The sequence below is a fragment of the Blautia liquoris genome, assembly GCF_015159595.1.
Lineage (GTDB): Bacteria > Bacillota > Clostridia > Lachnospirales > Lachnospiraceae > Novisyntrophococcus > Novisyntrophococcus liquoris.
In genome coordinates this window covers 1663911-1677662 of the sequence record NZ_CP063304.1, presented here as the reverse complement: position 1 = coordinate 1677662, position 13752 = coordinate 1663911, and the positions used below count along the sequence as shown (strand labels likewise).

At 40.8% G+C, this 13752-nt stretch carries 13 protein-coding genes; 12 read left to right on the top strand and 1 reads right to left on the bottom strand.

What is annotated here, in order from left to right; translation table 11 throughout:
- Positions 1–138 precede the first annotated feature (138 nt).
- The 12 genes from INP51_RS07735 to INP51_RS07680 all read left to right on the top strand — a co-directional run bounded on the left by INP51_RS07735 (position 139) and on the right by INP51_RS07680 (position 12296).
- Positions 139–513: a MarR family winged helix-turn-helix transcriptional regulator gene (locus INP51_RS07735; protein ID WP_193737111.1), complete on the top strand. Its 375-nt coding sequence runs from the start codon at positions 139–141 to the stop codon at positions 511–513.
- Positions 514–671: 158 nt separating this feature from the next.
- Positions 672–1052: a metal-dependent transcriptional regulator gene (locus INP51_RS07730; protein WP_193737110.1), complete on the top strand. Its 381-nt coding sequence runs from the start codon at positions 672–674 to the stop codon at positions 1050–1052.
- Positions 1053–1321: 269 nt separating this feature from the next.
- Complete coding sequence (locus INP51_RS07725; RefSeq protein ID WP_334298168.1) at positions 1322–1861, top strand: peptidylprolyl isomerase; 540 nt, start codon at positions 1322–1324, stop codon at positions 1859–1861.
- Positions 1862–1877: 16 nt separating this feature from the next.
- The gene (locus tag INP51_RS07720) at positions 1878–3089 is read left to right on the top strand and encodes a 6-phosphofructokinase (protein WP_193737108.1); all 1212 of its coding nucleotides are present in this window, start codon (positions 1878–1880) and stop codon (positions 3087–3089) included.
- 215 nt (positions 3090–3304) lie between these two features.
- On the top strand, positions 3305–4741 hold the full coding sequence (locus INP51_RS07715; RefSeq protein ID WP_193737107.1) for an acyl-CoA carboxylase subunit beta: 1437 nt from the start codon (positions 3305–3307) through the stop codon (positions 4739–4741).
- A 14-nt stretch (positions 4742–4755) separates the two neighbouring features.
- Complete coding sequence (locus INP51_RS07710; RefSeq protein WP_193737106.1) at positions 4756–5532, top strand: hypothetical protein; 777 nt, start codon at positions 4756–4758, stop codon at positions 5530–5532.
- Between the two features lie 11 nt (positions 5533–5543).
- Positions 5544–5942: a biotin/lipoyl-containing protein gene (locus tag INP51_RS07705; protein WP_193737105.1), complete on the top strand. Its 399-nt coding sequence runs from the start codon at positions 5544–5546 to the stop codon at positions 5940–5942.
- Positions 5943–5963: 21 nt separating this feature from the next.
- On the top strand, positions 5964–7376 hold the full coding sequence (locus tag INP51_RS07700) for an oxaloacetate decarboxylase subunit alpha (protein WP_193737104.1): 1413 nt from the start codon (positions 5964–5966) through the stop codon (positions 7374–7376).
- A gap of 172 nt (positions 7377–7548) precedes the next feature.
- Positions 7549–8475 carry a MurR/RpiR family transcriptional regulator gene (locus INP51_RS07695; protein ID WP_193737103.1) on the top strand — a complete coding sequence of 309 codons (927 nt, stop codon included), beginning with the start codon at positions 7549–7551 and terminating at the stop codon, positions 8473–8475.
- Positions 8468–9718 carry a BaiN/RdsA family NAD(P)/FAD-dependent oxidoreductase gene (locus INP51_RS07690; RefSeq protein WP_193737102.1) on the top strand — a complete coding sequence of 417 codons (1251 nt, stop codon included), beginning with the start codon at positions 8468–8470 and terminating at the stop codon, positions 9716–9718. Before INP51_RS07695 ends, INP51_RS07690 begins: the two co-directional genes overlap by 8 nt.
- Positions 9715–10386, top strand: a complete 672-nt coding sequence (gene cmk, locus INP51_RS07685) for a (d)CMP kinase (protein WP_193737101.1) — start codon at positions 9715–9717, stop codon at positions 10384–10386. Before INP51_RS07690 ends, cmk begins: the two co-directional genes overlap by 4 nt.
- Positions 10383–12296 carry a bifunctional 4-hydroxy-3-methylbut-2-enyl diphosphate reductase/30S ribosomal protein S1 gene (locus INP51_RS07680; RefSeq protein WP_193737100.1) on the top strand — a complete coding sequence of 638 codons (1914 nt, stop codon included), beginning with the start codon at positions 10383–10385 and terminating at the stop codon, positions 12294–12296. Before cmk ends, INP51_RS07680 begins: the two co-directional genes overlap by 4 nt.
- 70 nt (positions 12297–12366) lie before the next feature.
- Here INP51_RS07680 and INP51_RS07675 read toward each other — a convergent pair whose 3' ends face one another.
- Positions 12367–13428 carry a ribonuclease H-like domain-containing protein gene (locus INP51_RS07675; protein WP_193737099.1) on the bottom strand — a complete coding sequence of 354 codons (1062 nt, stop codon included), beginning with the start codon at positions 13426–13428 and terminating at the stop codon, positions 12367–12369.
- Between the last annotated feature and the right edge of the window lie 324 nt (positions 13429–13752).

Genomic DNA, 13752 nt, shown 5'->3' with positions numbered 1-13752 from the left:
TAATTGTACTTGACAAACAAAAGTGAAAGAGTTATAATGCCTAACATAATTAGCTAATAATATTAGGCATTATGATTAGGGAGTAATATGATGAATTATCGATCTATAGCAGAGGAATTATTAGATATTAGAGCAAACATGCCACAAGTCAAGGCAGAACGCCAGTTGTCAAAGATGATGATAGGTGAGAATTTCACGCTGAATTATCTGGCAGCTAATGATAACAGGGCTTATCCAAAGGATTTGAGCAAAAATATGATGGTCAGTACAGCTCGGATTGCGACAATATTAAAGCAGCTGGAAAAAGATGGTCTGATCACAAGAACACCAGATGCTCAGGATAATCGTCAGGTTATCGTCAGGTTAACAGATGAAGGCGCTCGTTTGATTGAAAAAGATCGGGCAGCGGTATTAGACGGTTTAGTGCAGATGCTAGAGTACCTCGGTCCAGAAGATGCTGAGGCATACATTCGTATTCGAAGAAAGCTGTTACGGATGATGTTAGAAAAATAAAACATATTTACCTACGGCATAGGTCGTAGGTATCTTAAAGCTATAATTGCTAATGAAATTAGTTTCTATCGTTAGCAATTTGAAATGTGAGAAAGTATCAGACAGCAAAGTTGATAACACTATTTTAATAAGCATCTGAAAGCAAGGAGGAGGTTTTTATGCATACAAATTTACATGAATCGGGAGAAGATTATCTTGAAGCCATTTTAGTGCTTGGCAAGAAAAAAGGAGCAGTACGACGTGTAGATTTAGCTGATTATTTCGGTTATGCAAAACCTAGCATTACCGTTGCGATTAAATCATTAATCAGCGAAGGTCTCGTAAAAGCAGATAAAGAAGGTCTGCTCTGTTTAACAGAAAAAGGAGTAGAAAAAGCTGACAAGATCTATGAGCAACATTGCTTTTTTAAGCAAGTGCTGATTGATGCCGAGGTGGACCCGGTTACAGCGGATAAAGAAGCCTGCAAACTGGAGCATTGTCTGAGCCAGGAATCCTTCGATAAACTATGTATAGCATACGGGCAAAAACATGATGCCTAAGCTTTGGAGGAAATGTGTGAACTATGAATGATAAGGAGATGTATGCCAATGGAAACGATAGGAAACATAGGAACAATTGGTTGCCTGATGTATTTGACAGGGGTACATCTTTGCATAATTTATGAATTATTTAGGGGTACTGATTGAAAGTGTGCAATAGACTACGGTAACAAAAGTTTGCATCTTTTGTTTTTTTAAGTTATACTTTTATGGAAAAAAGTTGATTGGAGAAACAGATGAACAGAAAATTACATGCTTTATTAATTCTTATGATGACTTTGCTCTTTGCTGCAGGCTGTTCGGGAAAGAGTGCGGGCAAGTACCACATTGAAATTAAAGTAAAGGATTATGGCATCATAAAAGCAAAGCTTGATGAAAAAACAGCACCGATCACTGTCAAAAACTTTATAAATTTGGCAAAAGATGGTTTCTATGATGGTCTCACTTTTCATCGGGTGATTGATGGCTTTATGATTCAGGGAGGAGATCCCAAAGGAGATGGAACTGGAGGCTCCAAAGAATCAATTAAAGGTGAGTTTTCTGAAAATGATGTCAAAAACGATATTTCTCACGTGAGAGGGACGCTTTCCATGGCAAGATCACAGGACATGGATTCTGCCAGCTCCCAGTTTTTTATTGTTCAGTCCGACAGCAAGTATCTGGATGGACAGTATGCCGGTTTTGGCATGGTAACGGATGGAATGGATATTGTCGATCAAATCTGCAAGGATACTAAGACAGAGGATGACAATGGTACAGTTCTGCCCGAAAACCAGCCAGTCATTGAGAGTATTAAGGTTATAGATTAACAGATTTGGAGGAATTATGAAAAATATTCTTGCAGCCCAGTCCGGAGGACCAACTTCTGCGATTAATGCAACGCTTGCCGGGGTTATCACCTGTGCTCTCACCTCCGGACGGGTCGGGAAAGTATTCGGTGCTCATGGTGGAATACAGGGAGTACTTGAAGAACGTATTATTGATCTTGGTGAAAAAATTAAGAATGCAGAAGACCTGCAGCTGCTGTGCCAGACTCCGGCGGCAGCTCTTGGATCCTGCAGATTAAAACTGACCGATGAAAGTCAGTATAAAAAAATTATCGAAGTTTTACACAGATATGAAATCGGATGTCTGGTCTATATCGGAGGAAATGATTCTATGGATACCGTAGAGAAATTGTCCGCATATTGCATGCAGCATAAGATTGATGATATCTGTATTGTAGGTGCCCCAAAAACGATTGATAATGATCTGATGGGAACGGATCATTGTCCTGGGTTTGGATCCGCCGCAAAGTATATCGCCAGTACCTTTGCTGAACTTGAGCGAGACTGCAGCGCTTATGCGGCAAAATCCGTTACGATTGTAGAGGTCATGGGGAGAGATTCCGGATGGCTGACCGGTGCAGCCGCTCTGGCCAGACAAAATTCAGGGAAAGGACCCGATCTGATCTATCTTTGTGAGTCTGTATTTGACAGCCAGATGTTTCTTTCCGACATCAGAAATAAGCTTAGGAATCAGAACAGTATTCTTATAGCTGTCAGCGAGGGAATTAAGGATCAAAGTGGACGATATGTCTCTGAATCGGAAGGGGAAAAGGCCCTGGATGCCTTCGGACATACGTATATCTCCGGAGCAGCAAGGGTGCTGGAGTGCCTGATTCAAAACGAGATCGGATGTAAAACACGTTCGATTGAACTTAATTTAATGCAGCGCTGTGCCGGTCATCTCGCCAGTGACATGGATATCCAGGAATCAAAACTGCTTGGAATCAAAGCATGCCAGGCGGCCCTGGACGGAGAAAATGGAAAAATGGCTGCCATTATAAGAACAAGTGATGAACCATATGAGGTGACTTATAAGATGGTTCCGGTATCGCTTACTGCAAATAAGGTTAAAACAGTTCCAGATGATTTTATCGATCCGAATGGACATGATGTCACAGATAAGATGATCCGCTATCTGAAACCTCTGATACAAGGGAATGCCCCTGTCACATTTGAAAATGGAATTGTAAAACACATCTCTCTATATTGAGCATTGGAAACAGGCGAAAAAACCATCTTCGGTCTTTTTGCCTGTTTTTTCATACAACATGGCAAGGTTTGTCAAAAATATTCGAAAACTCATTGAAAAAGTAATACAAATAGGATATCATAATAGAGGTATTGTTAGTCAACAAATCAGGATTGTGAGAGGAATAAATGCAATCCGTGGATCTAAAAATTATATGTGATGTGGAGGTCAAAGGAATGAGTAATGTTACACCAGGCAGTGCCAGGTTAAGAATTGAATCTTTACTTGACGCAGGCAGTTTTGTTGAGATCGGAAGTCTGATAACGGCTCGAAATACGGATTTCAATATGACTGAGAAAAAGGCACCATCAGACGGTGTCATCACCGGTTACGGTGTCATTGACGGCAGCCTTGTATATGTATACAGTCAGGATGCCTCTGTTTTGTCCGGAACCATAGGTGAGATGCATGCAAAGAAGATTGTAAATTTATATCATATGGCTATGAAAACAGGTGCTCCGGTAATCGGACTATTAGATTGTGCGGGACTACGACTTGAAGAGGCTACAGATGCTTTAAACGCTTTCGGTGAAATCTATATGGCCCAGAGCATGGCATCTGGTGTTATTCCTCAGCTCAGTGCAGTCTTTGGCAGCTGCGGTGGCGGTATGGCACTCTTTCCTGCACTGACAGACTTTACTTTCATGGAGAATACAAAGGCAGCGCTTTTCGTCAACTCGCCGAATGCTCTTGCAGGCAATATTGACAGCGAATGCGATACTGCCGGTGCGAAATTCCAAAGTGAAGAAACCGGCCTGATAGATTTTCAGGGAAGTGAAGAGGAGATTTTACGGAATATCAGACTTCTTATATCTTATCTCCCTTCAAATTATGAGGACGATGAAGTATCGGAACTATCTGCCGATGATCTGAACCGAAAATGTAAAGATATTGAAAACAATATTGGGGACACGGCAGTTCTGCTCTCGCAGATCAGTGATGATGCCTCATTCATAGAAATCAAAAAAGACTACGGGAAAGACATGGTGACTGCTTTTATTAAACTTGATGGAATTACAGTTGGTGCCGTGGCAAACAGAAGCGAGATCTATGACCCGGAGGGTAATCTGAGTGAAACTCTCGAAACGGTTCTGTCTGTGCGTGGTGCCGGTAAAGCTGCAGAATTCGTTAAATTCTGTGATGCATTCTCGATTCCATTACTGACCATCACAAATGTCACAGGTTATAAGGCGTCCAGATGTTCTGAAAAGAACATAGCAAGAGCGTGCGCGGCACTTGCACATGCCTTTGCAGATGCGACAACACCCAAGGTAAATGTTATCACGGGTAAGGCCTACGGAAGCGCTTACCTTACTATGAACAGCAAGCCACTGGGGGCAGATATGGTATTTGCCTGGCCAGAAGCCGAGATCGGTATGATGGATGCTCATATGGCGGCTAAAATTATGTATCAGAACAGTGATGCCGATACAATCAATAAGGAAGCAGAGGAATATGCCGCATTGCAGAATCATGTGGTGTCGGCTGCAAAGAGAGGCTATGTGGACACAATCATTGAGCCTGAAGACACTAGAAAATATTTGATTGGTGCCTTTGAGATGTTGTATACGAAGCGGGAATATCGTCCTGATAAAAAACATAGTACAGTCTGAGAAAGGTGGATGAGATGAAACAGATGTGGAAAAAGATAACTGGTTTCTTTCTTGCCTTTGTGTGCACAGTTCCCCTGATGGCTTCGCCTGTCTTTGCAAAAGTGCAGGACAGTGTAAAAGACAGTATTGCTCAGAATTTCGAATCATTGGTCGATATGATGAATAATTATTCGGAAGATGAAATGGCAACTCAGATTGAACCAATGGAAAGTGAATTTCTCAACTCGATGGTCGACAGGTACTATGGAATTCAGAAGGATGCCGGTAGTTTTAAAGAAATAAAAAATAGTGAAGTAATTGTCAATGAAGCAGACAAGACAGCTGATGTCATCATGGATGTGTCCTTTGAGAATGGAAATGCTGTGATCTCTGCTGTTTGTAATTATGATCTTGCGGCAACGGCTACCAGCTTTGACCAGCTCTGGTCTGGCTTTGATATGGATATAAATTATCCGATCAGTGTAATGCTGAAACGTGCCTCCACCGGTCAAAAGACATGTTTTGTTCTTGCAGCTTTGCTGATTATTCTGGTTCTTGTCTGGTATTTCAGAAAAAAAGATAGCAATCAGATAAATGAAGAAGCGTCAGAAAAAAAATCGGACAAAGATATCAATAACGATACTATTATTTTGAATGAAACAGATGTCAGCACTTCGGATCATATAACGAATGAAGAATTGACAGCGATCTTATCTGCTGCCGTTTTAGCATATGAGGAGGAACAACAGACACAGGAAGGATATATTGCTCGTAAGCTAAAAAATCGAAACAAAAACTGGAGAAGATTCTAGGAGGAATTGTGATGAAAAACTATACAATAACAGTCAATGGAAAAGCATACAACGTTACCGTGGAGGAAGGTCAAACAACACAGACAACGCCTGTACAGACACAGCAGGCAGCACCAACTGCACCAAAATCATCTGAACCGAAACCTGATTCTGCCAAGTTGCCAAAACCTGCTGTGCAGGGAAACGGCACAGCAGGATCCATCAGTATCACAGCCTCTGTGCCTGGAAAGATAAGCAAGATCGAAGCAAGTGCAGGAGGATCTGTTAAAAAAGGAGACTCTGTAGTCGTACTTGAGGCTATGAAGATGGAGATTCCGATTGTAGCTCCATCAGACGGAATAATTGCAGGGATCAATGTGACTGTCGGAGAAACTGTTGAATCTGGCGATGTACTAGCTACCATGGACTAATCGAAAGTCAGGAGGGTAAAAATGGCTGAAATAGAGAAGAAACCAGTTGGCATTATGGAAACTGTACTTCGTGACGCACATCAGTCTTTGATTGCAACACGGATGACTACAGAACAGATGCTGCCGATTGTGGATAAGATGGACAAAGTTGGTTATCACGCAGTGGAATGCTGGGGCGGGGCTACTTTCGATGCCTCATTGCGTTTTCTGCATGAAGATCCATGGGACAGACTTAGAAAACTCAGAGACGGTTTTAAGAATACAAAGCTTCAGATGCTGTTCCGCGGACAGAATATTCTCGGATATCGTCCTTATGCGGATGACGTTGTAGAGTATTTTGTTCAAAAATCTATAGCGAATGGAATTGATATTATTCGAATCTTTGATTGTATGAATGATCTTCGTAATCTACAGACGGCAGTAAAAGCTGCCAATAAGGAGAAGGGTCATGCCCAGGTCGCTCTTGCCTATACAATCGGTGACGCCTATACGCTGGAATATTGGACGGATATCGCAAAGAAGGTAGAACAGATGGGTGCTGATTCGATCTGCATTAAAGATATGGCGGGACTGTTGCTGCCATATAAGGCAACGGAACTTGTGACCGCATTAAAAGAGTCGACAAAGCTTCCCATACAGCTTCACACACATTATACATCCGGTGTGGCTTCCATGACTTATATGAAAGCGATAGAAGCTGGCGTCGATGTGATTGACTGTGCAATTTCCCCATTTGCCATGGGAACATCCCAGCCGGCAACAGAAGTAATGGTTGAGACTTTTAAGGGAACACCATATGATACCGGTTACGATCAGAATCTTCTCTCGGAGATTGCAGACTATTTCCGTCCAATCAAAGATCAAGCGCTTGAAAGCGGACTGTTAAATCCAAAAAATCTGGGTGTGAATATAAAGACGCTGCTGTATCAGGTACCTGGTGGTATGCTCTCAAATCTGACTAGCCAGTTAAAAGAGCAGCACGCAGAAGATAAATACTATGAAGTGCTCGAAGAGGTACCACGTGTCAGAAAAGATCTTGGCGAGCCGCCTCTGGTCACACCGTCTTCGCAGATTGTCGGAACGCAGGCTGTGTTCAATGTTCTTTCGGGCGAACGATATAAGATGGTGACACAGGAGACCAAAGATGTATTAAGCGGAAAATATGGAAGAACGGTGAAACCTTTTAATCAGGAAGTGCAAAAAAAATGCATCGGGGATACAAAGCCGATCACCGGTCGTTTTGCTGACACTCTGGATGACGAACTTAATACGCTGGAAGGTGAGATGGCACAGTATAAGGAACAAGACGAAGATGTTTTGACTTATGCACTGTTTCCGCAGGTTGCGACCGACTTCTTCAAGTACAGAGATGCTCAGAATACAAAGATAGATGCTAAAAAGGCGGATCAGGCAGATAAATCATACCCTGTTTAAGTCAGACGGACATGTAGAAAAAGGAACCGGAATTGGAGTATCATACCATTCCGGTTCCTTTATTGTCTTTTGGGTATTACTCTTTTTCTTGCACTTCCTGAGATTTATGATATTATTAAGAGAGCGGAGCAATCCGTGTATCATCAAGAAATATATATAGAAGGTAAAGATTATGGCACAGGCAGATAATCTGCTTAACAGAATAAACAGACAATATAGCTCTTTAAGTAAAGGGCAAAAGAGGTTAGCTGATTTTATTATACATCACTATGATAAAGCGGTATTTATGACTGCTGCAAAACTAGGTGCAAAAGTCAATGTAAGCGAATCTACAACTGTACGTTTTGCGACAGAACTTGGATATACCGGATTTCCTGAATTTCACAGGGCACTTGAGGAACTGGTGAGAAATAAATTAAATTCCATACAAAGAATGGAAGTAACCTATGGGCGGGTTTCACAGGATCAGATTTTGGATCAAGTGCTAAGTTCGGATATAGAGAATATAAAAAAAACTCTCGAGCATACTGACAGGAAGGCATTCAATCAGGCAGTTGATACCATCTTACAGGCCCGGACGGTCTATGTGATAGGTATTAGAAGCTGTGCACCACTTGCTGATTTTTTGAGTTTTTATCTAAATCTAGTCTGCAAAGATGTACGTCTGTTACATACCAGCAGTCCCAGTGAAATCCTTGAACAGATGATCAGAATTGATGACAATGATGTCATTATAGGAATCAGTTTTCCGAGATATTCGATGCGTACTCTAAAGGCTATGGAATTTGCGAATAATCGCAAAGCAAAAGTTATATCGGTAACTGACAGTATTCATTCACCGATCAATCTGTACTCATCGTGCAATCTGCTGGCGAGAAGTGACATGGCATCTATTGTAGATTCACTTACAGCTCCGTTAAGCGTGATCAATGCACTCATTGTGGCATTATGCATGAAAAAACAGGATGAGGTAATTCTTACGCTGGAATCTATGGAGAAGATGTGGGATGAGTATCAAGTTTATAGCAATGATGAGATCAATTATCTGGATGATAATATGAAACTGAAATTCAAAAAAATGGAGGACGATAATGGCTGATGTAATAATAGTCGGCGGAGGGGCTTCCGGAATGGCCTGTGCAGTATTCGCCGCAGAAGCCGGAAATAAAGTCCACGTGTTTGAGAGAAACGAAAAACTGGGGAAAAAACTTTTTATTACAGGAAAAGGACGCTGTAACTTTACCAATAACTGTGATATAGATGAATTGTTTGATCATGTAGTATCTAATCCAAAATTTCTATACAGTGCATTTTATGGCTTTACCAGTCAAAATTCCATCGAGTTTTTTAAACGTCTGGGAGTAGATGTAAAAGTCGAGAGAGGAAATCGGGTATTTCCCGCCTCAAATCATAGTTCAGATATCATTAAGAGCATGGAAAATAAAATGAGAGAGCTTCATGTCGATATTCATCTTAACGTGTGGGTGAAGGACCTGATTATACAGGATGAAAAAGCATGTGGGATTGTTCTGGAGGACAATAAAAAAATTTACGGTGACTACATTGTACTCGCTGCAGGAGGTAATTCTTATCCGGTTACAGGTTCGAACGGAGACGGTCTCATCATGGCAAAAAGACATAACATTCCGATAAAACCGGTGCGGCCTGCCCTTGTTCCTCTTATTGTAGAAGAAGAGTATGTGCCTGTACTTCAGGGATTATCTCTTCGGAATGTAAAATTAAAAATTATGGATAAAGGGAAAATTCTCTATGACGAATTTGGCGAACTGTTGTTTACACATTTTGGCATCAGTGGTCCACTTGCTTTATCTGCAAGCTCAATCATTGCGCAGAGATTGGAAAAAAGGGCGCTTCAGGCATATATTGATTTAAAACCGGCACTGAGTCTTAGTCAGATGGATCAGAGGTTGATCAGAGAATTTGATGCCGGAAAGAATAAACAGTTCAAAAATGTTATTCATCGTTTATTTCCTTCAAAACTTATTCCTGTTATGCTTGCACTTTCAGATATCCCTGAGGATAAAACAGCAAATGAAATTACAAAAGAAGAACGCAGAACATTTGCCGAACTGATCAAGAATTTTCCCATGACCATTATAAAGACAAGGGGATTTCATGAGGCGATTATCACGCAAGGCGGTATTGATATCAAAGCCGTAAATCCTGTAACGATGGAAATAAAGAGTATAAAAAATCTTTTTTCTATCGGAGAGATGCTGAATCTGGATGCCCTGACCGGAGGATTCAATTTACAGATTGCCTGGTCTACGGCATATGCGGCTGCAAACGGAATACAAAGGTGTATGGAGGAAAAATTATGACAATAAATATTGCAATTGACGGTCCTGCAGGAGCCGGAAAAAGTACAATAGCCAGGGAAGTTGCAAAAACACTTTCTTTCATTTATGTAGATACAGGAGCCATGTACCGTGCCATTGCACTGTATGTGCTTAAGAAGGGAATTGATCCTAAAGATCAGCTGTCAGTATGCGAAAACTGCAAATTCGCACAGATTGAACTGAAATATGAAAACAGAAAACAAAAGGTACTCTTAAATGGTGAAGATGTGAGTACAGAAATTCGTGAGGAAGTTGTGGGAAATGTTGCCTCAGTGGTTGCAAGGTATGATGAAATCAGGAAAAAGCTCAATGTTCTTTCACGGAGACTGGCAGAAACGACGAATGTAGTTATGGATGGCAGAGATATCGGTACCGTAGTTCTTCCGAAAGCAGAAATCAAAATCTTTTTGACAGCCAGTGTAGATACGCGGGCCTGCCGCAGATTTCTTGAATTGCAAGAGAGGGGAGAAAACCCCAGTCTGGCTGAAATCAGAGAAGACATCAGACAAAGAGATTATCAGGATATGCACCGAGAACAATCGCCTCTCTATCAGGCCTCTGATGCCATTCTCATAGATAGTTCTGATATGAAAATCTCAGAAGTTGTAGATGAAATTCTAAATATCTGTCAAAAGAGGTGTCAGATATGAAAGTTACAACTGCACAATCTGCTGGATTTTGTTTTGGTGTCAAAAGGGCGGTGGACCAGGTATATGAGCAGGTAAACGATAAAGATTCAGGTCCTGTATATACATACGGACCTATTATTCACAACGATCAGGTCGTAAATGATCTAAAAAAAAGAGGAGTCAAAGTACTTGAGAGCATAGAAGATCTCGATACGGTTCCTCCGGGAACCGTCGTTATACGTTCCCATGGCGTGAGCCGAATAACTGTTGAAAAGATAGAGCAAAAAGGTTTTCGGGTCATCGATGCCACCTGCCCCTTTGTGAAAAGGATCCACCGTGTGGTAGAAAAACAAAGTGCTGATGGGTTTCATATTATTATAATTGGAAATGACAGACATCCTGAAGTAGAGGGAATCAAAGGTTGGTGTCAGGGACCGGTATCAGTCGTTCAATGTGCCGCAGATTTGGATAAAATTCCAGATTTAACCGAAAAAAAGATTTGTATCGTAGCACAGACGACATTTAATTACAACAAATTTCAAGAATTGGTTGAAAAAATCTCGAAAAAGAGGTATGATATTAGTGTTTTAAATACGATCTGTAATGCTACAGAAGAAAGACAGACGGAAGCAAGAGAAATAGCAAAGAGTGTGGATGCTATGATTGTCATCGGAGGCAGACATAGTTCTAATACTCAGAAACTATTTGAGATTTGCAAAGATGAATGTAAAAATACTTACTTTATAGAGACACTCGTTGATTTGGATTCTAAGCCTTTTCAATCATTTCGTCACGTAGGTATTACAGCAGGGGCTTCCACCCCAAATAAAATAATTGAGGAGGTTCAAAAAAGTATGTCAGAAAAAAGTTTTGAACAAATGTTGGATGAGTCATTTAAAACAATTAAAAACGGAGAGGTAGTAGAGGGTACTGTTCTCGATGTAAAAGAAGATGAGATTATTCTAAATATCGGATATAAAGCCGATGGAATTCTTACGAGAAATGAATATTCCAATGATCAGAGTATAGACCTCAAAGAAGTTGCTAAACCTGGTGACAAGATGGAAGTTAAGATTCTTAAAGTGAATGACGGAGAGGGACAGGTTCTTCTTACCTATAAGAGACTTCAGGCAGAAAAGGGCAGCAAACGTCTGGAAGAAGCTTTTGAGAATCACGAAATTTTGAAAGCAAAGGTTACTCAGGTCTTGAAAGGCGGCCTCAGTGTCGTCGTGGACGAGGCAAGGGTATTCATTCCTGCAAGTCTTGTCTCAGACAGCTATGAAAGGGATCTGAATAAGTATAAAGATCAGGAAATTGAGTTCGTAATTACTGAATTCAACCCGAGAAGAAGACGTATCATCGGGGACAGAAAACAGTTAATTCTTGCCGAGAAAGAAAAGCTGAAGGATGAATTGTTTTCCAGAATTCAACCGGGCGATATTGTGGAAGGAACGCTCAAAAACATCACAGATTTTGGTGCGTTTATTGATCTGGGCGGAGCCGATGGTTTACTGCATATTTCCGAAATGTCATGGGGACGTGTTGATAATCCAAAGAAGTTGTTTAAGGTCGGTGATCCGATTACTGTCCTGATCAAAGAGATCAACGGAGAAAAGATTGCACTTAGTTTGAAGTTTGAGGATCAGAATCCATGGCTTACTGCAGATGAGAAATATGCTGCGGGAAGTATTGTTGAAGGCAAGGTGGCACGTATGACAGATTTCGGTGCATTCGTTGAACTGGAGCCTGGTGTTGATGCGTTGCTTCATGTTTCACAAATCTCTCACGACCATGTTGAACAGCCTTCGGATGTATTATCTGTAGGGCAACTTATAACCGCTAAAGTTGTTGACTTTAACGGTGAGGACAGAAAAATTTCTCTTAGTATGAAGGCACTTGAGAATAATCCAACAGATGAAGACATGGACTAATTATACACATCAGATTCAATATAAAAAACAGACACCTTGAAAAGGGATGTCTGTTTTTATATTGAATCCATTAAAGAGCTGAGAGATAATCATATGTATAGAGATAAAGAGCTTCTTTATCCCGCAGTATATCTTTCTCATAGAGAAAGTATGCAGGGCTTGTTTTATAATCCTCATAAAAGATTGGCTGAAAACGTTTGGTTAACTGGGGGAGAAACACACCATCCATTTTCTGATAACAGTTGGCAGGTTTCGCTTTTTCTCGGTGTTCCCGATCCACGAAAGCTCCGATACTCTTATGAATAGCCTCATCTTCAAGCGGCAGATAATAGTAATTTTTATAATCGGAAAAGAAATGTTTCATCATGCAGTCCTTTGTGATTACTGCCAGAGAACCACTGTTATCACAAAGAGCTAAACTGTAAAATTCAAACTCCTCCGAAACAGAAATTGGAACCGGAGAATCAAGTTTTAAGTCAATCGTCAGAGTATGATCTTTTAATACTGATTTCCCAACAGAGTATCTTCCTTCTTTGACACTCTCATAACTGAGAATAGGAAGAAGCTGTATCAATGCAGTGACATCTTCCAGGTTATGCAGCATCAGCGTACCGAGAAGATGAGCGTCTCTGCTTCTGAGGTAGTCAGTATAAACCCGAATTAATTCTTTGCCTGTGAATGCATCTTTCCGATTCAGGTTCATAAATTGCTCCACACTTTTCAATTTCATGGAAGAGAGATTGAACAATTTCTGAAATGGTCTGGCTCTGCGGTAAAGATCCAGGCTTTCAAGGGAAGCGAAAGGATTTATTTTTTGATAAAAGGAATATTTTTTTTGAAGATAAGGGATATCAAAACCATTTCCGTTATAATGGACGATTCGTTTTTTGCCTTTACATATTCCGGAGAATTCATCAAGCAGACCGGCCTCATAAGCAGGCTGATCCAGAAACCACTGTTTTACAGTCCAGCCGGAATTTTCATAGCTTGCAGCCCCGATCAGATAAAGATGCGAATTCTTCCAATATAGACCTGTGGTTTCGATATCGAAAAAAAGGCTGTCCTTAAACTGTTCCAGATAAGACAAGACCTGCTTATTGTCAATTTTTATTCTGGATTCCTGAAAAACCATGGAATGCACCTCCTGTCTGTGTTATGATACAATGTAAGTATCATAACACAATATGATATCAGGGTCAAAAGGTCTTGCGTTTCATGCTTGCATGAAAAAGCATGACCTTGGGACCCGAACAAACATGAGAAAGAAACCCGATTAGGGTGTATTTCGAATGTTTGTAGGATTACGTGAGCACAAAGTGCGGAGTAATCCGTGTATCATAGGGGTCAAATTACTTTTGACCCCAACCTCACAATATGATATCAGGGTCAAAAGGTCTTGCGTTTCATGCTTGCATGAAAAAGCATACCACACATATCTTAAACATACATAAGAATA